This is a genomic window from Pantoea sp. M_9 (assembly GCF_008631385.1).
GTDB classification, from domain to species: Bacteria; Pseudomonadota; Gammaproteobacteria; order Enterobacterales; family Enterobacteriaceae; genus Pantoea; species Pantoea eucrina.
This window is the reverse complement of sequence record NZ_VWUF01000014.1, coordinates 13286-34633: the sequence shown is the minus strand read 5'-3', so window position 1 is coordinate 34633 and position 21348 is coordinate 13286. Positions and strand designations below refer to the sequence as shown.

19 protein-coding genes, 1 tRNA gene and 1 pseudogene are annotated in these 21348 nt (G+C 46.2%); 17 read left to right on the top strand and 4 right to left on the bottom strand.

The features are described from left to right. Positions 1-47: 47 nt before the first annotated feature. The gene (gene ompC / locus F3I15_RS15850; RefSeq protein WP_150018570.1) at positions 48-1142 is read right to left on the bottom strand and encodes a porin OmpC; all 1095 of its coding nucleotides are present in this window, start codon (positions 1140-1142) and stop codon (positions 48-50) included. A gap of 244 nt (positions 1143-1386) precedes the next feature. Between ompC and proB the strand changes: the two genes are divergently transcribed. The 12 genes from proB to iteS all read left to right on the top strand — a co-directional run bounded on the left by proB (position 1387) and on the right by iteS (position 13208). Next, complete coding sequence (gene proB / locus F3I15_RS15845; RefSeq protein ID WP_150018569.1) at positions 1387-2490, top strand: glutamate 5-kinase; 1104 nt, start codon at positions 1387-1389, stop codon at positions 2488-2490. A gap of 10 nt (positions 2491-2500) precedes the next feature. After that, positions 2501-3754 carry a glutamate-5-semialdehyde dehydrogenase gene (gene proA / locus F3I15_RS15840; protein ID WP_255474552.1) on the top strand — a complete coding sequence of 418 codons (1254 nt, stop codon included), beginning with the start codon at positions 2501-2503 and terminating at the stop codon, positions 3752-3754. Positions 3755-4106: 352 nt separating this feature from the next. Next, positions 4107-4838: an XRE family transcriptional regulator gene (locus F3I15_RS15835; RefSeq protein WP_150018567.1), complete on the top strand. Its 732-nt coding sequence runs from the start codon at positions 4107-4109 to the stop codon at positions 4836-4838. 412 nt (positions 4839-5250) lie between these two features. Beyond that, positions 5251-5529 (top strand): hypothetical protein, encoded by a 279-nt coding sequence (locus F3I15_RS15830; RefSeq protein ID WP_150018566.1) that lies wholly within the window; start codon positions 5251-5253, stop codon positions 5527-5529. Positions 5530-5705: 176 nt separating this feature from the next. Continuing rightward, positions 5706-6173 (top strand): glycoside hydrolase family protein, encoded by a 468-nt coding sequence (locus tag F3I15_RS15825; protein ID WP_039382888.1) that lies wholly within the window; start codon positions 5706-5708, stop codon positions 6171-6173. 2 nt (positions 6174-6175) lie between these two features. Next, a complete protein-coding gene (locus F3I15_RS15820; protein ID WP_175540454.1) occupies positions 6176-6520 on the top strand; it encodes a hypothetical protein in 345 nt (114 codons plus the stop codon). Beyond that, the gene (locus F3I15_RS15815) at positions 6517-6810 is read left to right on the top strand and encodes a hypothetical protein (RefSeq protein WP_150018565.1); all 294 of its coding nucleotides are present in this window, start codon (positions 6517-6519) and stop codon (positions 6808-6810) included. The genes F3I15_RS15820 and F3I15_RS15815 overlap by 4 nt, the downstream gene beginning before the upstream one ends. Then, positions 6773-6961 (top strand): hypothetical protein, encoded by a 189-nt coding sequence (locus tag F3I15_RS15810; RefSeq protein ID WP_223810724.1) that lies wholly within the window; start codon positions 6773-6775, stop codon positions 6959-6961. Before F3I15_RS15815 ends, F3I15_RS15810 begins: the two co-directional genes overlap by 38 nt. A 53-nt stretch (positions 6962-7014) precedes the next feature. Continuing rightward, positions 7015-8760 (top strand): amylovoran biosynthesis protein AmsF, encoded by a 1746-nt coding sequence (locus F3I15_RS15805; protein WP_150018564.1) that lies wholly within the window; start codon positions 7015-7017, stop codon positions 8758-8760. Between the two features lie 152 nt (positions 8761-8912). Next, a tRNA-Thr gene (locus F3I15_RS15800) sits at positions 8913-8988 on the top strand. Between the two features lie 832 nt (positions 8989-9820). Beyond that, positions 9821-10969 (top strand): anti-phage ATPase IteA, encoded by a 1149-nt coding sequence (gene iteA / locus F3I15_RS15795; protein WP_223810723.1) that lies wholly within the window; start codon positions 9821-9823, stop codon positions 10967-10969. Then, positions 10950-13208 carry a S8 family anti-phage peptidase IteS gene (gene iteS / locus F3I15_RS15790; RefSeq protein ID WP_150018563.1) on the top strand — a complete coding sequence of 753 codons (2259 nt, stop codon included), beginning with the start codon at positions 10950-10952 and terminating at the stop codon, positions 13206-13208. The genes iteA and iteS overlap by 20 nt, the downstream gene beginning before the upstream one ends. 583 nt (positions 13209-13791) lie before the next feature. Here iteS and F3I15_RS15785 read toward each other — a convergent pair. Then, positions 13792-14049: a HigA family addiction module antitoxin gene (locus F3I15_RS15785; RefSeq protein ID WP_150018562.1), complete on the bottom strand. Its 258-nt coding sequence runs from the start codon at positions 14047-14049 to the stop codon at positions 13792-13794. Between the two features lie 731 nt (positions 14050-14780). Here F3I15_RS15785 and F3I15_RS15780 point away from each other — a divergent pair. The 5 genes and pseudogenes from F3I15_RS15780 to F3I15_RS15760 all read left to right on the top strand — a co-directional run bounded on the left by F3I15_RS15780 (position 14781) and on the right by F3I15_RS15760 (position 18436). Continuing rightward, positions 14781-15062: a hypothetical protein gene (locus F3I15_RS15780; protein WP_150018561.1), complete on the top strand. Its 282-nt coding sequence runs from the start codon at positions 14781-14783 to the stop codon at positions 15060-15062. Positions 15063-15343: 281 nt separating this feature from the next. Then, positions 15344-15697, top strand: coding sequence for a conjugal transfer transcriptional regulator TraJ (traJ, locus tag F3I15_RS15775; protein ID WP_000218773.1), 354 nt, complete (start codon positions 15344-15346; stop codon positions 15695-15697). 81 nt (positions 15698-15778) lie between these two features. Continuing rightward, positions 15779-16569 (top strand): annotated as a pseudogene (gene trbJ / locus F3I15_RS15770) (P-type conjugative transfer protein TrbJ). Between the two features lie 190 nt (positions 16570-16759). Next, the gene (gene trbL, locus F3I15_RS15765; protein WP_150018602.1) at positions 16760-18154 is read left to right on the top strand and encodes a P-type conjugative transfer protein TrbL; all 1395 of its coding nucleotides are present in this window, start codon (positions 16760-16762) and stop codon (positions 18152-18154) included. A 69-nt stretch (positions 18155-18223) separates the two neighbouring features. Next, on the top strand, positions 18224-18436 hold the full coding sequence (locus F3I15_RS15760; RefSeq protein WP_024046447.1) for a hypothetical protein: 213 nt from the start codon (positions 18224-18226) through the stop codon (positions 18434-18436). A 229-nt stretch (positions 18437-18665) separates the two neighbouring features. Here the strand turns inward: F3I15_RS15760 and F3I15_RS15750 are convergent, their stop codons facing one another. Together F3I15_RS15750 and F3I15_RS15745 are read right to left on the bottom strand one after the other, a co-directional pair. Continuing rightward, on the bottom strand, positions 18666-20063 hold the full coding sequence (locus F3I15_RS15750; RefSeq protein WP_150018560.1) for a hypothetical protein: 1398 nt from the start codon (positions 20061-20063) through the stop codon (positions 18666-18668). A 17-nt stretch (positions 20064-20080) separates the two neighbouring features. Then, a complete protein-coding gene (locus F3I15_RS15745) occupies positions 20081-21154 on the bottom strand; it encodes a site-specific integrase (RefSeq protein WP_150018559.1) in 1074 nt (357 codons plus the stop codon). Positions 21155-21348: the final 194 nt, after the last annotated feature.

Below are 21348 nucleotides of genomic sequence, written 5' to 3'. Positions count from 1 at the left end.
TTGCGCCGGCTCTTGCGTTGTCAGGGTATCAATATCACAGCGGGTAATCAGAACTGATAGGTCAGCGCGACGGCCACCACATCGTCATTGTTCAGCCCCAGCCTGTTGTTGTCATCCAGCTGATTAATTTTGTAATCCACCATGGTCGACATGTTTTTATTGAAGTAGTACGTCAGGCCCAGATCAACATATTTCACCAGGTCTTCATCACCCACGCCTTCAATATCCTTGCCCTTGGTCTGTACATAGCCGAGTGACGGACGCAGACCGGAATCAAACTGATACTGCGCCACCATTTCGATGTTCTGCGCTTTATTAGCAAAGCCGCGCGTGCCGATTGGCGTCATGTTGCGCGTCTCGGTGTAGATGGACGCCAGGTAGAGGGCGTTGGCATCATATTTGATACCGGCTCCCCAGGATTCTGCTTTGTCGCCGCGTCCGAGCAGGCCAGCCTGCTGCTGCTGGCTGGTGCGATCGGATGAGGTAATGGCTGACATCAGGCTGACGCCGCTATCGCCAATGGTATAGCCCAGGGATGCGCCGTAGCCGTCGCCGTTCTGGGTGCTGGTATCCGCTGCGCTGCCGCGGCTGTTCGCGCTGTCGGCGTCGTTTTTACCCTGATACTGCAGGGCGAAGCGCAGGCCATCCACCAGACCAAAGAAATTACTGTTGCGGTAGGTTGCCACGCCTGATGTGCGCGCCGCCATAAAGTTATCGGTGCGCGCGGTGCCGTCACCCCCGAACTCAGGGAAAACGTCGGTCCAGGCTTCGACGTCATACAGTACGCCGTAGTTACGGCCATAATCGATTGAGCCGTAGTCGCCAAATTTCAGGCCGGCAAAGCCCAGACGGGTTTTGTTGCCGTTGTTTGCGTCACTGCCTTCCGAGCGGTTGCCCTGAAACTGATATTCCCACTGGCCGTAACCCGTCATCAGATCGTTGATCTGCGTCTGACCTTTAAACCCGAGACGCACGTAAGTTTTATCACCGTCCGCGCCTGCATTGTCACTGAAATAGTGCATCCCTTTTACGCGACCGTAGAGATCCAGTTTGTTACCGTCTTTATTATAAATTTCTGCGGCTTGTGCCGTTGTGGCCAGAGCCAGTGCGGAAACAACCAGTGCCAGTGTGCTTTTCTTCATTTGCTATCAATCCCGATGAGTAAAAAAAGTATGTACCCGTGAAAAGGTTTGTAAAACACGGGACGTTTTACCGATCGCTGATGAAGGTTTTATGACAGATTTGCGCAATCGGGGTGAATGAGGTAGCGCAGTTGCGCTGGCAGGCCTGCGGAAATTCGCGCTTTTCCCAGCGTGGCTGTTGGCTTCCTTGCTGACTCCTGATAAAACGTCCGTTCGCGGATTTTTTCTCAGATGGCAGGAAAATATGAGTGGCAGTCAGACCCTGGTGGTCAAATTGGGTACCAGCGTTCTCACCGGCGGTTCGCGCCGGCTGAACCGGGCGCACATGGTGGAGCTGGTTCGCCAGTGTGCACAAATGCACGCGGCAGGACATCGCATTGTCATTGTCACCTCCGGCGCGATTGCGGCCGGACGTGAACACCTTGGCTATCCCGAACTGCCACCGACCATCGCCTCAAAGCAGCTGCTGGCTGCGGTGGGGCAGAGTCGTCTGATTCAGCTGTGGGAGCAGCTGTTCTCTATTTATGGCATCCATATCGGGCAGATGCTGCTGACGCGCGCGGATATGGAAGATCGCGAACGCTTTCTTTATGCGCGCGATATGCTGCGCGCGCTGCTGGATAACCACATCGTTCCGGTGATTAACGAAAACGATGCGGTCGCCACGGCGGAAATTAAAGTTGGCGATAACGACAACCTCTCGGCGCTGGCGGCGATGCTGGGCGGAGCGGACAAACTGCTGCTGCTGACCGATCAGCAGGGGCTGTTTACCGCCGATCCGCGCACCAATCCGGAGGCGCAGCTGATTGGCGACGTGCACCAGATTGATGATGCGCTCCGGACGCTGGCGGGCGGCAGCGTGTCAGGATTGGGCACCGGCGGTATGGCGACCAAACTGCAGGCTGCGGATGTCGCCTGTCGCGCCGGCATCGATGTGATTATCGCTGCCGGCAGCCGTCCCGATGTGATTAGCGATGTGCTGAACGGCAAACCGGTCGGCACGCGCTTTCACGCACAGCAGTCGCCGCTGGAGAACCGCAAGCGCTGGATCTTCGGCGCGCCGCCGGCTGGCGAAATCACCATTGATGATGGTGCCCTGGCGGCGGTGCTGGAGCGCGGCAGTTCGCTGCTGCCTAAAGGCATCCGCGAGGTGCAGGGAAATTTCTCACGCGGTGAGGTGATCCGGATCCGCAACCTGCAGGGACGCGATATCGCCCACGGCGTGACGCGTTACAACAGCGATGCGATGCGCATGATCGCCGGACATCACAGCCAGGAGATCGGTGATATTCTCGGTTATGAGTATGGCCCGGTTGCCGTGCATCGCGACGACATGGTTGTCAGCTAAGGAGCAGAAAATGTTAGAGGAAATGGGTAAGGCGGCGCGGGCGGCATCGTACGCGCTGGCGGCGCTCTCCACCGCAGAGAAAAATCAGGTGTTGCTCACCCTGGCTGAAGGGCTGGAGGCGGATCACGCAGAGATTCTGGCGGCGAATGAACAGGATCTGGCCGACGCGCGGCAGAGCGGCATGAGCGCGGCGCTGCTCGATCGCCTGACGCTGACGCCGCAGCGGCTGAAAAGTATTGCCGATGATGTGCGGCAGGTCTGCCAGCTGGCCGATCCGGTCGGACAGCTGATTGACGGGGGACAGCTCGACAGCGGCCTGCGTATTGAACGGCGTCGTGTGCCGCTCGGCGTGGTGGGCGTTATTTACGAAGCGCGTCCAAACGTCACCGTTGATGTGGCGGCTCTCTGCCTGAAAACCGGCAACGCAGCCATCCTGCGCGGCGGCAAAGAGACGTGGCGCACCAATGCGGCCACGGTCAGAGTCATTCAGCGTGCGCTGGTAAAGCACAACCTGCCAGCCGGAGCCATACAGGCGATTGAAAATCCGGATCGCGAGCTGGTCAGTCAGCTGCTGAAGCTGGATCGCTATGTCGATATGCTGATCCCGCGCGGCGGGGCAGGGCTGCATAAGCTGTGCCGCGAACACTCCACTATCCCGGTGATCACCGGCGGTATTGGCGTCTGCCATCTCTATCTTGATGAGACGATGGAGATCGCGCCGGCGCTTGAGATCATCGTTAACGCCAAAAAGCAGCGGCCGAGCGCCTGCAACTCGCTGGAGACGCTGCTGATCCATCAGGATCAGCTCGATCGTTTCCTGCCAGCTTTCCTGCAGCGTATGGCGCAGGAGAATATTACGCTGCACGGCGATGCTAATATTCTGGCGCAGCTGCAGGCGGGGCCGGCCAGCGTAGCCGCAGTGAGTGAGGCGCACTATCGCGATGAGTGGCTGTCAAACGATCTCAACGTGAAGCGGGTGGCGGACATGGATGAGGCGATTGCGCACATTCGTGAATATGGCACCCAGCACTCCGACGGCATTCTGACGCGCAGCATCCGGCACGCGAATGCGTTTGTTCAGCAGGTGGACTCTTCTGCGGTCTACGTCAATGCCAGTACCCGTTTCACCGACGGCGGCCAGTTTGGTCTGGGCGCTGAGGTCGCGGTCAGTACGCAAAAACTGCACGCGCGCGGCCCGATGGGGCTGGAAGCGCTGACCACCTACAAATGGATTGGCTGGGGCGACGATACGCTGCGCCGCTAGCCGTCCTGCCCGCCTGAGATGGGTACCTGTACAGGTACCCATTTTTTTTGCTTTAGATCCACTCAATATCACAGCTTTCTGAAATTTATCTGTCATCTGTGGCGCGTCAGCCGCTTTTCACCCATTTTTTTGTGTAAGCGCTGGCCCGGGTTTAACAGAAGATTCCTGAAAACCTCAGTCAGAACAAGCTGTCACACATTCATTGCTGGTTTAGCGCAGGCGGGCGAGGATAATGATCCTCCAGCTTCATTGATAATATCGCGTGGGTAGTAAACTAGCGGTAATATAAAATGAACTGGTAGCAAAAACCAAAATAACATTCAGTCTTTTACTGATGGCAGACAATTAACTGATGGTTAAAAAAGAGAGTACAAAACACGCTTTTACTGCCAGGCTGATTGCCGCATGCGAAAGTGCGGGAATTGTCGGACATGGACGAAACAAACAGGTTGCACAGGCGTTGCAGCAAAGAGGATGCAAAATTTCAACGCCGGGGGTATGGAAATGGTTCAACGGTCAGTCGATTCCGGATGACGGAAATTTATTAGCGCTCAGCGATCTGCTGGGCGTGCGCGTGGAGTGGCTGCAGTTTGGTATGGAGAAACCGGATGCCGCGCTCTCGCAGCAGCGTCTGCTCTCAGCCGGGCATATGTTCCGCGTGGAGAGCCTGGATATCGGCCAGCGTAGCGCGCAGGGCATTGCCGCGCGCGATGAGCTGGTAGAGACCATTCAGGCGATAGAATATGGGCTGGATGAGGCGCGCGTGCTCTTTAACGGCCGCCCGGCAGAGAGTATCCGGCTTATTGCGCTGAACAGCGATTCAATGGCCGGCACCTTCGCACCGCGCGATCAGCTGTTTGTTGATATCAGCGTGCATCACTTTGATGGCGATGGAATTTATCTGTTTACGCTTGACGATCAGCTCTATCTCAAACGCCTGCAGCTGCAGCATAAAAAAGTGGCCGTTATCTCAGATAACAAGCGCTATGAGACCTGGTATCTGACGCTGGATGAAGCCGATTCTCTGCAGGTAATCGCCCGCGTCATCATGAGCCAGGCGCGTGATTATCAGATTCTGGGCTGAGCGATTGCCAGCACCGGCAGAAAAAATAACCCGGCTGAAATCATAAATTTAACTGCTGGTAAATAAAAAATTAACTGTTGGTGTTTGCCAAAGTATTAGAACATGTTAATAATTTGACCATAGATGGACGAAATCGTTGCCCCCGGATGGGCCCGCTCTTAAACAATTGAGGCGCTGCACAAGCGCGAAACTACCCACTCAAAATCAGTGTATTTTGGGATGGGGTGGATACGCACTTAGCAGCGTTGTCAGTTGTCTCCTGCCTTCACTTCTCTCTGCTTTTTCCTGGCCGTTTTTTAACGACCGGGAAAGCGGATTGTGGGTGATTCCAGTGGCACACCGGACGCACCGGCCTCTGCCGGAAGGCCGCGTTTGCCACCCCATCGCCAAAAACTCATTCACAGGAGGAGTTATGGCGATTATCCAATATGGCAAGTCAGCGTTTACCGGTAATGCACGAACCCGGCGTCATCGACGACGCCAGCCACTCGCACGTCTGAACCGTACTATCGACAACGCACTCGGGTTCGAATGCGATGACGTCACGCTGCGCACCGCTGAACGTATATGTCAGCGGGAGATTCGATCCAGAGTAGAGCGTGCCGTACTGGCGCCGGGACGCTCGCACACTGAAAGCGCCAGTTTCGATAACTGCTGTTTACCCCACGTTCATCTCTACGCTACCCGTTAAGTTTCCTCTGCTTTTCCAGTTCTCAACGGAACGTTTTTACATTGCTCACTGTTTAATCGCGCTTGAGCGTTGCGCTTGATTCTGGCGTGCGCGAATGGCTGACCGATCAGTGATGTTTAAGTGTGCTGAGCCTGCGCGCAGCGTACTCCGCGTTGCGCCTCAAAGAAGGAACGGATATGAGCCAGATTATTGCCATTTTAAATTTTGAAGAGGGTTATCGCGAAGCGCCCTATCTGGATACGCAGGGCTTCCCCACCGTGGCGGGCGGCATCCGCATCGGACCAAAAGGCGCCTCGCTGAGTAACTACATCTTTCAGGTGCCGCGCCGCGTCGGGGACGTCTGGAAGCAGTGCATCGTGGAGAAAAAAGTGCAGGAGATGCAGCAGCGTGAACTGATCCGCCAGGCGCTGCTGAAGTGCAACGACGCCCGCAGTGATGTGCTGATTAGCATGGCATATCAGATGGGCGTGGAGGGGCTGGCGCTGTTTCGCGGCATGCTCACCTCGGTCACGCAGGGCGACTTTGACGCCGCCGCAAATGCCATGCTGGATAGCCTGTGGGCGCGGCAGACAGCCGGACGCGCCCGGCGGCATGCGGAAGCGATGCGCAGCGGCACCTATGACATCTACCGGGGGCTGCTATGAACATGAAGTGGATGATCTTCATCATTGCAGTACTGGCGGCAATCATACTGCTGCTCCTGCTACAGCGCTTTACCACGCTGGAGTTTGTTAAACATGCGCGCCTGCTGTTTAAAACCTGGTCGGTATGGCTCGCCTCACTTGGCTCCATGCTCAGCGCATGGGCGCAATCCTTTCCCGCTTCCGCGCTCGATGCCTGGAACGCGCTGCCGCCGGACGTCAAAGAGGTTCTGCCGCACAACTACCTGGGGCTGATTGGTGCCTTTATGGTGGCAATGGGCGTTATGGCGCAGTTTGTGCGGCAGAAAAATCTGGCGGAAAAACGCAGCGCGCTGGAGGAAAAATCATGAGTTTTCTTCTTTCCCTGCTGGCGGGCAGCTGGCACTGGCTGGCGGCGCTGTTCGGCATCATCGCCGCGCTGGTAGCCAGCTACGCTGGCGGTAAAAAGATCGGCAAAGTGCAGCAGCAGGCCAGAGCAGACACCGAACGCGCAGAAAAAACAGCGGCGCAGGCGGTAGCGGTTAACCAGCAGCAGCAGCAGCTGCGTGAGGAGGCCCGACGTGTGGAAATCAGCAACAGTAATCTTGATGATGCTGCCGCTCGTGACAAGCTGCAGCAGTCGAAGTACCACCAGCCCTGAGGCGCCGGTCGTTATCGATTCCGCCTGCTCTCTGTTTTCACCCATTTATACCCACGGCAGTGATGCCGACCGCATGGATATTCGCACCGTGCGCGCCATTAACAATCACAACGACCTCTGGGATCGGCACTGCCGCACGCCGGCACGCTAACGCCGCTCCTTCTGACGCTATTCCAATACCCTGTATAAGCCGAGGAGGCTGACATGATCGAAGTTAATTCATTTGCTGAACTGCGTACCACTGCACCTGCCAAAAACGGCGATTCTGCGTTTCTGCGCCGCTACAATGCGGACTCAAACTTTCGCGGTGGCGGTGACTTTACCGGTTTTATCGGGACAACCACGGCGGCTGACGATGGCGGTACGCTGGCGGTCGGTAATGGCTTCTACTGGAAGCGCGTGATCAACGATCCGGCAGACCTTAACGTCTACCACTTTGGTGCGAAGGGGGATGGCTACGCCAATGACACCGAACCCTTCAAACGCATGCTGGCGTGGACTCAGGGCTACAGCGGCAATATCCGCGATCTGCCGGTGCGCTTTCCGGGCGGTAAATTCCTGATTAACCCGATAGATATCAGTGATACTGAGGTCGCCTTCTTTGGCCTGCAGGGGGATGATGTGGAGCTGGGTTCGCTGCCGCGTACCACGATCATTTCCGACAAGAGCGCCAATACGGTGTTCAAGGTGAAGGCGCGCCGCACCGCGATCAAGGGGATCACCTGGCACGGTCAGGCGTCCGCCGATACCAATACCAACAAAGGCACCATCACAGCCGAGCTGTGTACCAACGTGCAGCCTTTCTTCGAAAACACCTGCATCGAAGGCTCTACGGTAAATATCTACTGTTTCCGCGCGCAGAATAGCGGCGGGACCGTAATCAAAGTGCTGGATACCCTCGACAGTAAGTTTGACCAGATCTACACCCTGTGGACCTACGGGCGCGTATTCGACATCGGCTGGTCAAACTCGCCGAAAGGTAAGTGGGACCACTCCACCGCGATTGAGATCTGCAACTGTAACTTCCAGACCGGTTACGGTGACGCCACGCTCTATATGCCGCGCGTGACGCAGGGCATTATGCGTAATGTCTGGATTGAGCATACGCGTAACCCAGGCGATCTCTCCGACGGCGGCTGGACCATCGATACGCTGAACATTGAGGATTGCGGCTCGCCGTTTAACCTCAATAACGCCCGCGTGATCATGCGCCAGATTGGCCTGCAGTCGGGTGCCACTATCTCCAACGATCTGGCGGGCACGCGCTGGCTCTCGACGTTTGAGTATGGCTACCGGCGCGAGGAGAACCACGGCACTATTATTACCGGCTCCCTGCGTACGGGTTACTACAGCGGCCATAAAGTCACCAATAACACCGATACCGATAACTGGTATCGCCTGGGACAGCTCTTTTTCCCGGTGGCGAACCAGCAGTGGGTAATGGAGCTGATTGGTAAAGCGGATGCCACCCAGCCCACCGGCACGGCGGCATCGCCGGTCAATATGGCCGGCACCGGTAAAACCTGGATCAACCTGCAGCGGCTGGATACCGTCTGGGCTGACGCCTGCCATATGGGCCAGCCTGCGGTGATGGATATCCGCTACAACCGGGTCGGCACCACCTATGCGGTGGTGTGGGTTAAGCTGCGCGCCAAAAGCGGTGATACGCTGATTAACCTGAAAACCACCGGACCAACGCGTTTTGAGTCAGGCTCCTGCTCGCTGTTCCAGACTGACTTTTCAGTCGTAACCGATACCACCAAAATGGGCACACTCAAGCCTGCGGCGCGCTTCGGCCTGCATAACGGTGTAGCTGGCATTGGTGCCAATGAGAAAGGGGTGCTCACTGTCGCGACGGCAGCGGGTAATCCCACCAATAAAACGGCCCCTTCGGGCTTTGTGCTGGTCAATATCAACGGTGTTGATCGTAAGCTGCCTTATTACGATTAAGGCCAGCACCTTTTTGGCGAGGCTCCGGCCTCGCCTTTTTTTTGTGGTGAAAAACGCACCAGCGCTGCTGAAAAAGCGGACGGTTGAATCACCGCATCTTGACGCCGCGCGTCACATTTCCTATTTTTACTCCCCGTAGTTCCCGCCCCATTGCCGGTGTAGCTCAGTTGGTAGAGCAGCGCATTCGTAATGCGAAGGTCGTAGGTTCGACTCCTATTATCGGCACCATCTTTTCCAATAAAATCATATAATTACTGTTGCATAGTTTTGCTTTTCTTAACACGAATGTGCATTTTTNTGTGGCAAAATTGTGGCAGGCACAGTGAGATTATTTGTGGCCCAATGCAAGGGTATGCTAACAGCATGTCTTACCTTGAAGCTCCCCCTCTATCTTGTCTTTTGAGCAATATTACTACTTTGATGGCTTCTGGTTACGGATGTTGACAATCCAATGCTTGCCTGCACGGATGGGTCGAAAAGATGTCACTACAAAAGCATCATTCAAACACTTTTAGTAGTCCATTTCGGTATTTGCATTCTTGACTAACCACTTGCATTTTACTTAGCCAGGTCTGACAAAAAAGCATCCAATACCCTGCTAAATTGACAGTTAGCTTTGAGCGCGGAGCGGAAGCTGGTCCAGTATGCCAACTAGAAAAGGTGACAGAAGTGCTAGCGATTCAAGCCGGCTTGATGTGAGTTACTTAGTCGGAATGAACTCAGAAAATAGCGTCAAGCTGCTGAGCTTTCCTGTGGTCTTAAAAGCAATAACTGAAAGCACGTCTTATACTACAAATCCGCTCTAACATATTAACCGCACTTATGATTTTTTCTTAAATTCAATAGGTTAATCATAGTTGTTAGGTCAACAAAAATCAGTAGCTTTAAGCGCTTAAGCCTTCCCTAAGGAAAATAGAGCAGACTAACTATATGAAACCTCACCCTCGACAAAACCTCCTAGATCGAAACGATTCGTCAAAAAAACGCTACAACACACCAAAATTGCGATACAATTACGGTAAAATGTGACTCATGCTGCGATTGTAAAAGGTAGTGCTAAGTGGAATATATATCTGAAGTTCTGAAAATTTTAGAAGGGGCATTGAAGGCAAACGCGTCAATGTCTAATAATTATGCTGGCCTTCTAGCTGACAAACTCGATGAGAGGGGAGAAGCCCGATACGCGAAAATGATTCGTGATAAATTGAATAAAATGCCCACTGCTCTGGTTAGCGCTCAAAAAGGTGATGGTGGCTTTTCATTTAATGATTTACCAGTGGACAATGATAGCAGATTAAATACTGTTGACGTCAGCATTCCAACATTACATGAAGACAAGATTATTTTGTCAGAGAGTGCTACTGAGGTAATCGATGATTTCATAGCAAATATTGATAATTATGATAAATTATATAAGTTCAATGCGGCACTTCCAAATAGAATAATATTATTTGGAAAACCCGGAACAGGTAAGACAAGACTTGCCAGACACATTGCAGCCCGTTTATCGTTACGAATGTTAACTGTGCGTTGCGATACATTAGTTAGCAGCCTTCTAGGGCAGACAAGTAAAAATCTTAGAAAAGTATTTGAATATTCCTCGACAGTCCCTTGTGTGCTTTTTTTAGATGAATTTGATGCGCTCGCATCAGCCCGCGGGAATGAAAGGGATATCGGTGAGTTACAAAGGATCGTTATCGCATTATTACAGAATATTGATTCTCTTCCCGAAAATGTGATTGTGATTGCTGCGACTAACCATGAGAATCTTTTAGATCCAGCAATTTGGAGGCGGTTCTCATTTAAGTTACCGATGTATACACCAGATGAAAATATTTTGACTGAAATATGGAGAGACAAGCTTGGTCAATTCATCAGCAAAGATGTAGATATAAATTACATTGCAAAGAAATCATTGGGAGTGACTGGCTCAACTGTTGAGCAAATTTCACTTGATTGTAAAAGGAAGGCGATACTTTCAAATAATAATAATGTTGACGAGATATTACTCCTTAAAAAAATCGCATTTACAATAGCTCAGGATAAAAATATTTCCTTGAAGAGTAAAGAAGATGAAATTAGATGGTTGAGAAGTTGGGACGAAAAAAAGTTTTCACTGAGAGTATTATCTAAACTATATAACCTATCTGTTCGCGGGATAGGAAACATTGTTAAGGAAAATAATTATCATGGTAAACAGAGTATCTAAAAGGAGAAACCCGTTCTTCCACATTCCTTACAACCCACGAGATCTTACTGGGGTAGAAACGAAGGGTGGGGGTGGGAAGTTATTTGTTAATGTAGATGAAAATTACCGAGTGAAGTTAGCAAATGAGCTAGACTCATCTTTTGAGGCATTATCTGAAGAATCAAGGGATTATCCAGAATTACTTAAAACTTTAGTTTTCAAGATTCGAGATGAAGCTATTGCTAAATCTCATAGACCAATGACATTAGCAAGTGATGGCAATCTTGAAATTGCTGGGCACGGGAAAATAAATGAAATGCTCGTTGCTGCACACTCTGCGAGTTATAGAAGTCTTAAGACTGCTATACTGAACAGGCAGACTAAAGCTATAAAAAACAACCTAAGCGCAATCGAGTCAATTGAGCCATGGACAGCTGAACGAAAAACATCACTTTCTTCAGATGAACTTGTACGCATGAAAAGTATTTATGTGCGTCTATTTAGATATAATGGTGATGATGCTAATCAAAAAAATATAGATGCTTTCCGAGAAATCTTAGATGAAGAGGGGTTGATGTACGATGAAATAATTCAGCCAAGAAATAGCTTTATTTTCAATATTAAAGAGTTAAGTACAAATGATATAGTTTCTATTGATAAACTTCTCAAGTTTCCTGGAGTTAAATCTGCCTATCCAGTGCCGATTGTAATTCCAGAACAAACTGATTATCTGAATGCTCAAGGAAATAGTGAGATCCTTCCTCCACCTGTAAATGGTTTGCCGATTGTTGCTGTATTTGATACTGGGGTCAGTAACGCAGCAACAGCTTTGTCACCCTGGATAGTGGGAAATGATTTATACGTATTGCCTCCTGAAACTGATTATGAACACGGAACAATGGTTTCTTCTTTGATAATAAATTCAAGGAAAATAAATAACAACCACAGTTGGCTTCCTGATAGCCAATCTAGAATTTATAATGTCTGTGCTTTAGAATCTGCAGGAAGTGATACCGCCCTGCTAACTGAAAGGCTTAAAGCAGCAATTGCGAAAAGACCAGATATAAAGGTTTGGAATTTGTCACTAGGTGGAGGCTCCTATAAAAACGAAGAGTTTAGTGACTTTGCCATCGAATTAGACCATCTTAGCGATCAATATGGTGTTTTATTTGTTGTTGCATCAGGGAATTACATTCCTTACAATTACAACCCACCTCTATCAGTTCGTAGATGGCCAGTAAATGGTACATATCCAGATTTATTATCCTCCCCCTCAGAATCAGTTCGGAGTTTAACTGTTGGTTCTATAGCACATTTAGAGACTCATGACTCTTACGTTAAAGTCGGTGAACCAACGCCATATTCTCGTAGAGGACCTGGGCCTGTCTTTACACCAAAACCAGATGTCGTTCATCTTGGTGGAGGTGTGCACCAAGCATGGTGCTCTGGCAATACAAGCTTAAATGTCATAGGTCCAGACAATAGAGTATATGGTGGTTTTGGGACTAGTTTTTCAGCTCCTATTATTTCTAGTATGGCTGCAAATACTTGGCGTTCACTAGAAGGCAATCCCAATATTTCAGTTTCTCCAAGCCTTGTAAAGGCTTTGATTATACATGCTGCGCAACTTAACTCACCTAAATATGACGCAACGGAAAGACGTTATTATGGTGCAGGAAGACCACAAGGTGTTTTGGAATCATTATATGATAGTGATGATAGCTTCACTTTGGTTTTTCAGGCATCTTTAATTCCGAATATGAAATGGAGGAAATCAAATTATCCTATTCCACAATGTCTTATTCAGGATGGAAAATTCAAGGGTGAAATAATTATCACCGCCTCCTATAACCCGCCTTTAGATCCTAATGCTGGTAGTGAATATGTTAGAGCCAATGTCGAACTAAGCTTTGGCGTACTGGATGGGGAAAGTATGAAAGGCAAAGTGCCTATGGAAGGAGAAAAAGGAAGTAGCGGTTATGAATCAGCCCAAATTGAACATGGTGGAAAATGGTCGCCTGTTAAAATCCACAGACAGCGATTCCCGAATGGTATTTCTGGAGATGTTTGGGGTCTACAGGCTAAAGTGATGCTAAGGGCAAATGAACCAGTACTTCCGAATCCTTTAGATGTGAATATTATTGTCACCATCCGCTCTTTAGATGGAAACAACTCCGTCCACTCAGATGGAATTAGAGCACTTGACGCGACTAACTGGATCAAAAATCAATTATCCAACCAGTTGCCAATTAATGTTTAAATGATAATCTTTAGCCATGTTATCTTGATTTTTGTGACGTGGCTAATAACCTCTTTCAACAATTAATTAGATTAATCGCGATCTAAGTGACTTGCTTCCCATAAACGAACATAACATTATGTAAGCAACGTCTGCACATATAAGTCTTTCAGATTTAAGACCTATATCCTTACGTTCCCGAATTTGAGTGGTCGGATTTTATTGGCGATGATCGAGTAATCTGCAAAGGTCATAAGGGTAAATTCAAATGGGCGGTCAGGTCAAATGCAACTACGTATCCATTAGTATTTTCGGGTAATTAGATGTAAGATCTTAACGTCTGATGTAGGATGTTCTATGCAAGCCAGAGTCCCCAAAAATAAGCCCGATCTTACCAATCGGGCTTATTTATATCGACTTTCAGTGTCGCCTGTACCACTGCTAAAATGATTTGTCCGGTCAGGACTGGGGCCCATCATCTAGGATTCGATTTTTTAACCCTCAGTTGTCCGAGTGTTATCGTATTTTAATAAGTCGCTAGTAATGCATGTGTATTTTTCAAAGAAAATTATGCATTAGGTTTAAGTAATCTAATTGAATGCCCTTACTTTTGTTTATTAAACCATGTCTCATGTAGCTCTTGCAATTTCATCCAAAAAGATGCATCTGTGTTGAAAATTATCGAGAGTTGAGTAGCTTCTTCAAGCGTTATATTTCGCTCATTTTTAATTATTTCCCAAATTTTTTCATATGTCGTATCCATCAGTTCAGCAAGTCTTGCGGGAGGCATATCCAATGGTTTCAAGAATTCTTCGTATAAAATCTCGCCGACAGTTGAAGGTGCAGCATTTATCGTCTTCATATCTCCCCCTTTTTTTCAAACGTCATAGGATTCCATGTAGTAATTTGTTTAGCTAAACAAATCAGAGAGTAAGGTTAGTTGAAGTATTTTTCTTACTAAAATTCGATATATCCGTTGTCAGAAATGAAACATTTACCAACAGTGTTTGTTATAAAGGTTAGCTAACCAAATTTCTAAATCATCTACCTTTCCTTGCTGTTTACATTTTGTTTCATTTTATTTGTTGCTATTTAGTTTAGCTAAACAATTTAGATTTATCATGTATAAGCTGTGTATTTATCCACAGATTATGTTAATAATATTGTGCATAACCTGTTTCTTTATTTTCTATATTATTGACATATGAAGTAGTGTTTATTGACATATGAGGGGCAATTTCATGACACTTGAGGGGCTACTTTATGACATATGAGGGGCGCATTTGGATATTTTTCCTCTTAATAATCATTGCGTTAATTGATTTTTGCACACCCCTCTAACCAGATCTTTAACCCTATATATAACCAAAAAGATTAAAAGGATTATTAAAACCTTAGCGTCGTTCAAAAAACGCCCAAAAAAACAAATTCCCTGCAGAATAAGAACCCACTGAATAAAAAACTCTGTTGACATAATTATTTTTGCCAGTAATTTTTAATTATTCTCAATTCATAACGTTGGTTTGCAAATTTTAGCAGCTAAAATTTTAGCAGCTAAAATCCTCTAATTTTTACTGAGAGATAGGTTCTTCGATGAAATCAGTTATGCCAGAACTTATAACCGTTGAAGAGTTGGCTTTTGCGTTAAAGAAAACCGTAAAAAGTATACGCAGTGATGCAACGCGAAATCCAAAATGTCTACCACCAAGGTGCCGTCTTCCAGGTAATAAACGCCTTCTCTGGCGTAAAGAAGATGTCAAGGACTGGATAGATAAATCCGTTGAGTCAAAGAAAGAGAATGATGATATATCGAAAGAGATAAATAAGTCTCAAAGGAAACGTGGCAGACCACCAAAGCTCAAGCCGCAAGAATAAAAATATTCCTTGGGGTATTCAAATAAGTTTCCTTTCAATAAACACATATGCTGCACACTTTTACATGACTAATCCTGCACAAATGCTTTAGGAAAACACACTGAGTACACAGGAATACACAATACATACACAGATTCACAACGGCAAATGTAGGGCAGGACATGTAAAGTAGGCCCACCGTAAACGGTGCTTCTACTTTACCTTCCCTTATTCGCAGCTGGGCTGCTCGATGGAGTCCTGCTCTGCGAGGCTGATCGGCTACCGGCTGTATGGAGAATGATATGACCGTTTCTCAGACTAGAAAAAATAGTACACCAATTAAAGTTTATTGTTTGCCAGATGAAAAAGCGCAAATCCAGGAAAATGCAGAAGCATCTGGCTTAAGTGTAGCGAGTTTCATTCGTAAAGTAGCAATGGGTTATCAGGTTGAGTCGATTGTAGATATTGATCAGGTTGTAGAGCTTAGCCGAGTAAATGCTGATCTTGGTCGACTTGGTGGGTTACTTAAACTGTGGTTAGCTAACGATCCACGCACAGTTGATTTTTCACCCTCATTAATAAAAACGTTGCTTGCTAAAATAGAATCAACCAGACAAGAACTAAGAAATATTATGGATAGAATCTTGGATAAATAAATTTATGGCTTCCTAACTATCTGTATCTGTTAAAAGTACGAGTTTTCAATATCAATAATCAGTTAAAATTAAGGTGGGCAAATGAAGTTAATGCTCTTAGTATTTTCATCACTGAGAGGGATTTTAGCAGCTAAAAATCTTTAGCAGCTTCCTTCCTGGCATCCATCATGGCATTACCGGCGACAGCCGGTATCCCTGTCATCGATGGTACTAATGTGGTGCAGACCACAATCAGCGCAGTCAATAACGTTCAGGCTGTGGCTAAACAGATCCAGCAGTACCAGACGCAGCTGCAGCAGTATGAAAACATGCTGAAAAATACAGTCGCACCTGCGGCATATATCTGGGATCAGGCCAATTCGACCATCAACAAATTATTGCAGGCGCAGGACACTCTTAATTACTACAAAAATCAGGCCGGGAGTCTCGATTCATATCTGAAACGTTATCAGGATATTAACTATTACAGATCGTCGGCGTGCTTTAACAGTAATGTTGAATGTACTGCGGATGAAATTAGCGCACTGCGTAAAGCTGAACAGAACAACTCTGAGGCACGTAAAAAGGCGAACGACGCCGTGTTTAAGGCTCTCGATCAACAGCAGGAAACACTGCAAAGCGATGCTGATAACCTGACAGATTTGCAAACTCAGGCAACCGGCGCGCAAGGGCAAATGGAAGCTATTCAGGCCGCTAACCAGCTTGCCAGTGCTCAAACAAACCAGCTGCTGCAAATCCGCTCGCTTCTGGTAGCTCAACAAAACGCTGCAGCAACACTGGCGCTGGCTCAGGCCGATAAAGAGGCCCAACAAATAGTCGCTGATGAAAAAGCGTTAGCTGGCGAGAACACACCAAGCCCGAAGCGAATTTAGTGAGGGATAGCTGAATGAAAAATAAACTTTTGGTCATTTTTATTCTAATCATTCCATTGATTCTATGCTCTTGTGATAAAAAAGATGAAGATTGTTTATCGACGCCAGAGAATAAATTGAACGAACATAGCTACGATAAATGTGCCCTGCGCAGTAATAACAATCCTAGCCCTAAGCGAGAATGGTAATTATGAGAATAGTAAGCAAACTCACTTTTTTGGGAATGATTTTTTTATTTTCTGTAAATGCTTATGCTGGTCAATTAGATAGTAGCGGATTACTTGATACGTTATTAGATAAGTTTCAGCAAGTAGCCAGCACATGGTCATTAGTAATTGGTGATTATGCGAATTGGCTCTTCTGGGGGCTGGTATTAATCAGTATGGTTTGGACATTTGGTATGTTGGCGATGCAAGGGGAAGGTTTAATCAATGCACTTGCAGAAATAGTTCGTTTTTTTGCCGTGATTGGTTTTTTTTATTATCTTTTAATCAACGGCCCAGCCATAGCACAATCTATAATTAACTCAATGAGACAACTTGCAGCAAATGCTTTAGGAACAAGTACTGGTATTTCACCCTCCAGCATAGTTGATATAGCTTTTGTGATATTAACAAAGGTCAGTTCAGCGGCATCAATTTGGTCTCCAATGATTTCGACCATAATGATAACCGTCGCGATAATAGTATTAGTAGTAATGGCGCTTATCGCGATAAATATGCTAATAATGTTAGTTTCTGCATGGGTGTTGTGTTATGCAGGACTTATTTTGCTTGGGTTTGGTGGCTCGAAATGGACTTCTGATATAGCAATAAATTACTTACGCACAGTATTATCGATTGGTATTCAGTTATTTACAATGACATTAATCATTGGGATTGGGCAATCATTTATAGATCAGTATTTTTCTATTATTAAAAATGATATTCCTGATCTTAATAGTCTTATTGTTTTACTTCTGGCGTCAATTATTCTTTTAGTATTGACGAATAAATTACCGTTGTTGTTATCAGGCGTTGTTGGAGGAGCGTCCTTACAAGGGATCGGTGGTTTTGGAGCAGGTATGATTACTGGCGCTGCTACTACTGCAATCAGTGGCGCTGGGGCAATGGCAATGAGCGCTACAGCTCAAGTCAGTGGTGGTGCTTCCGCTCTAAAAGCAGCATTTGAATCTGCACAAGCGGCGATGGCCGAAGAATCTGGTTCTGGTGATAAAGGTGGTTTAGGTAGAGGATTTGGCGGCGGGGAAGATACCGGTTCCGTAGATACTTCTGGAGGACAACCATCAGGCGGTTCCGGTGGTTCTTCTGCAGGGAGCAATACAGGTAGCGTCAGCGGAGGAAGCCAGGGGTTTGCTTCATCATTCTCACGAGCTGGCCGCATGGCTTCTCACATGGCGAGCGGGCTGTCTAATGGAGCATCGGAGTATCAGATGATGAAGGGAAGTGCTAATTCTATCCGAACACAACAGACTGTTGGTGGGGAAATAGCGAATCAAATACGTAAACACACAGCCGATCGTCAGAGTAACCACGAACAGGATGAGTTTGAGGGTGATAGTTTTACTGGCAGTAAAAAATCTTGATTTAGGCGCGTCAGTTAGCGCGGTAACGTTAACTGACGCTTCCACTAAACACCTGTAAGGAGGTGGATAATGGTTGATTATAATAGCTTAGTTTTGGAAGGGCTAAAAATCCTTTTTTCCGACAAAAATAATGAATTTGTAAAAAAACTCTATGATCCCTTGATAAATATTCTGTGCATTGAAGACTATTATTTTGCTACCGGAATTTATGATTCAGAAGATGCGTCCAAACAAATTGAAAAGCTAAAGAAAGCAATAAATGATTATAGGTTTAATTATTAGTAATTAGAAAGAGGCTAACAAAGGTTAGCCTTTCTTTTATTTTGATTTTCCAGTGTAATAGTTAAATACCTCAAGTCTAGCTTCTTCATAAGTCAATTCTCCATTAATGACCTTGCTCTTTATTAGTTCATAGTATGGTAACCCTCGCGGATCTTTGTTTGATAAATATAAACTCGCCTCCGCTTTCTTGAAAGCTTTAGTACGCTTATCATATATTGAATTCATTTATTCAAAACTCATTATCGTATTTTTTTTCATTAACTGTACTACTGATTTCTTGAGGTTCGTAATCATCTTCTTCATGATAGTCTTTCACAGAACTCCCAATCTCTTCAATTTCTGCTTCTCCTATAGCAAACTTGCCTAGTATGATTTTACTTTTATTTGTAAAGGAGACATCAATTTCTTCACCGCAATAAGGCTTGTCTTCATGAGTGGTTCCTGAAAGGATGCACTCGAACTTGACTTTAAACGATTCATCAGTGAGTTCGCTGTCTATAATTTGCAGGTTTTCTACATATTCAAAGTAAGCGTTAGTTTCTGCTATGCTACCACTTACTTCATCACAATGAATCAAGTCGTACATACCATTTTCCTCAAGATTGTCACGTATTTTTTCACTGACCTCATCTTTTGTAAGGATTTTTATATTGAGATCCTCTTCGAATATATTCTGTAAATGTTCAAATAAAGTGTAGCTGTCAGTATCTTCATCAATATTTTCGTCTTCGATTATTGATTTAATATCCGTTATTAAACTTTCTGAGTAAATTATATAATCAATCGCCTCTAAAGAATCTGTGTTGAAATTTTCATCTTCGAGTAATTTTGTAAAAGATGTGTATCCAAAAACACTAGCGATTACTGCGCCTAAACCCGAAAGCGATATTTTAATTGAATCAGCAGTAAGTATTAAGTCAAGTTTATTAATTAAATAGAAGGCTGAAGAAAGTTGTGATATTTTCTTTTTTTCCTCGATTTGATATTTCAGTTTGTCATAGCTCATTTTTTCTCTCTCTCTGCTCATAGCCTCTCGTGAGAGTTTGATTTCTGCTGCTTGTTTTTCTTTGATAGAAGTCTCCAGTTCAATTTTCATTTTCTGAGATTTTTCGTACATCGCTTTAATAATTGCCGAGGATGCTTTAGCGCGTTCCTTTATATCTTCAGTTAGTGTTTTTTGTTGTTCGATTTTTTCATTGCTAAATGCTATTTCTTCGATGATTTCTTGAGCTGCAATTTCACTCTCATGCTCAGCCTTATATTTTGAGTTAATAAGCCGTGCTCTTTCTTTCTCTTTTTTTACTTTTTGATTAATGCTAGAACAATATCTTATGTGTTCTATCTCACCTTGAATTAAACCAGTAAGATAATTTACTAAGGGTAATAAAAATAAATATGCTAGTATCAGAAATGCTATCAATAAATATTCTGAAGTGGTAATCCCAGTTAAGAATGATTTAAATTGAGTGACTCTGGAGTCGATTGTTCCAGTTCCCCAAAATAGCAATGTGAATTTATCCCAGTATAAAATTACAAATATAGCACTCAATGTACCTAAGATTGGACTATTTATTCTGGTGTCAATGTGTTTATACATACTAGAGATTAAATCTTTCAAAAATTGCATTTTTTTCTCTTAGGTTGTTAGTCTAATTTTTTTGCCAAATCTTCAGCCTTTGGATGATAATAGCGCATAAGCATCCTGGGGTCTTTATGTCCCGTTATTTTTGTCAACTCATGCATGGGGAAGATTACCGCAAGTCGTGAAGTGGCTTCATGCCGCAGGTCATGAAATCTCAGATCTTTTAGGAAAGTGTCATCACAGTGTGGATTAGTTTCTACATACCTTTCTCGGGCTCGCTTTACAGCTCGGTCAAAAGCTTGAGTTATCGCGTCCGCACGCATATTGAAAACCTTGTCAGTCCCAAGTTTAGCGTGTTCCTTGAGATTGGAGAGCATTTTTATTGCTTTCGTTGATAAGGGGACATCGCGGGCATTCCCATTCTTAGTATCTGGTAAATGTGCAACTCGCTTCTCAAGGTCGATAAAGCGCCAGCGTAGTTCTGCGATCTCGCTACGGCGCATGGCTGTCTCTAACGCCAGAAGAATGATTGCTGGCAATACTACGGAATGTGTTGCGGCGATAATATGTTCGATCTCGTTAGCTATTTCTTTTCCTGACGTAACACCGGTTTTCTCTGAAAGTACTGGCTGCGTTTCCAGGCGCCTAGTTCTGGCGTTCTTGGGTTGGGGTTTGCGAATGGCTTCTACAGGGTTAAGCAGGCTTTCCATGCCCCATTCTTTACGCGAAACGTTGAATACGTGAGAAAGTAACGCCAAACGCCTTAAAACGGTTGCAGAAGCATAGATTTTCAACCATTCATCCCTGAGTTTGGCGACATCAGCGCTCCTGATGCTGGCCATATAGTTTTTCGCCAGCTGAGTACCTTTTAGTATCCGCACTAGGGAGTGATCTTGCACTGCTCCTTTTTTGCCGGGAACAATCTCTTTTTCATAGCGCGTTAGGGTTTCATACAGTGTTGTAGATTCCGCTTCGCTCCGGCTGAGCCAAACACCTCTCGCCATTTCTGACTCGATCATTTTGGCCCATGCCTCTGCTTCCACTTTGGTGTTAAAGGTTTTGGTTTGGGAGGGAAAACCACGTTTACGGATCTGAGCTTCCCATTGGTAGTTACCACGTTTGCGTATAGTCGCCATTTCAACCTGATTCCTAACGAACTGTGGCGATATTGTGGCAAAAAATCCATTTAAATTCGATAGGTATTGATTTTATTAGATCAATTTACGCATTCGTAATGCGAAGGTCGCAGGTTCGACTCCTGTTTCCGGCACCAGTTAATTCCATCTCTTATCGATCATTTTCTCCTGCTCCTTTCAGCATCTGCATAAGA

Coding starts and splice junctions, on each gene's coding strand:
- ompC (WP_150018570.1), bottom strand. CDS start 1,142: ATGAAGAAAAGCACACTGGCACTGGTTGTTTCCGCACTGGCTCTGGCC.
- proB (WP_150018569.1), top strand. CDS start 1,387: ATGAGTGGCAGTCAGACCCTGGTGGTCAAATTGGGTACCAGCGTTCTC.
- proA (WP_255474552.1), top strand. CDS start 2,501: ATGTTAGAGGAAATGGGTAAGGCGGCGCGGGCGGCATCGTACGCGCTG.
- F3I15_RS15835 (WP_150018567.1), top strand. CDS start 4,107: ATGGTTAAAAAAGAGAGTACAAAACACGCTTTTACTGCCAGGCTGATT.
- F3I15_RS15830 (WP_150018566.1), top strand. CDS start 5,251: ATGGCGATTATCCAATATGGCAAGTCAGCGTTTACCGGTAATGCACGA.
- F3I15_RS15825 (WP_039382888.1), top strand. CDS start 5,706: ATGAGCCAGATTATTGCCATTTTAAATTTTGAAGAGGGTTATCGCGAA.
- F3I15_RS15820 (WP_175540454.1), top strand. CDS start 6,176: ATGAAGTGGATGATCTTCATCATTGCAGTACTGGCGGCAATCATACTG.
- F3I15_RS15815 (WP_150018565.1), top strand. CDS start 6,517: ATGAGTTTTCTTCTTTCCCTGCTGGCGGGCAGCTGGCACTGGCTGGCG.
- F3I15_RS15805 (WP_150018564.1), top strand. CDS start 7,015: ATGATCGAAGTTAATTCATTTGCTGAACTGCGTACCACTGCACCTGCC.
- iteS (WP_150018563.1), top strand. CDS start 10,950: ATGGTAAACAGAGTATCTAAAAGGAGAAACCCGTTCTTCCACATTCCT.
- F3I15_RS15785 (WP_150018562.1), bottom strand. CDS start 14,049: ATGAAGACGATAAATGCTGCACCTTCAACTGTCGGCGAGATTTTATAC.
- F3I15_RS15780 (WP_150018561.1), top strand. CDS start 14,781: ATGAAATCAGTTATGCCAGAACTTATAACCGTTGAAGAGTTGGCTTTT.
- traJ (WP_000218773.1), top strand. CDS start 15,344: ATGACCGTTTCTCAGACTAGAAAAAATAGTACACCAATTAAAGTTTAT.
- trbL (WP_150018602.1), top strand. CDS start 16,760: ATGAGAATAGTAAGCAAACTCACTTTTTTGGGAATGATTTTTTTATTT.
- F3I15_RS15760 (WP_024046447.1), top strand. CDS start 18,224: ATGGTTGATTATAATAGCTTAGTTTTGGAAGGGCTAAAAATCCTTTTT.
- F3I15_RS15750 (WP_150018560.1), bottom strand. CDS start 20,063: ATGCAATTTTTGAAAGATTTAATCTCTAGTATGTATAAACACATTGAC.
- F3I15_RS15745 (WP_150018559.1), bottom strand. CDS start 21,154: ATGGCGACTATACGCAAACGTGGTAACTACCAATGGGAAGCTCAGATC.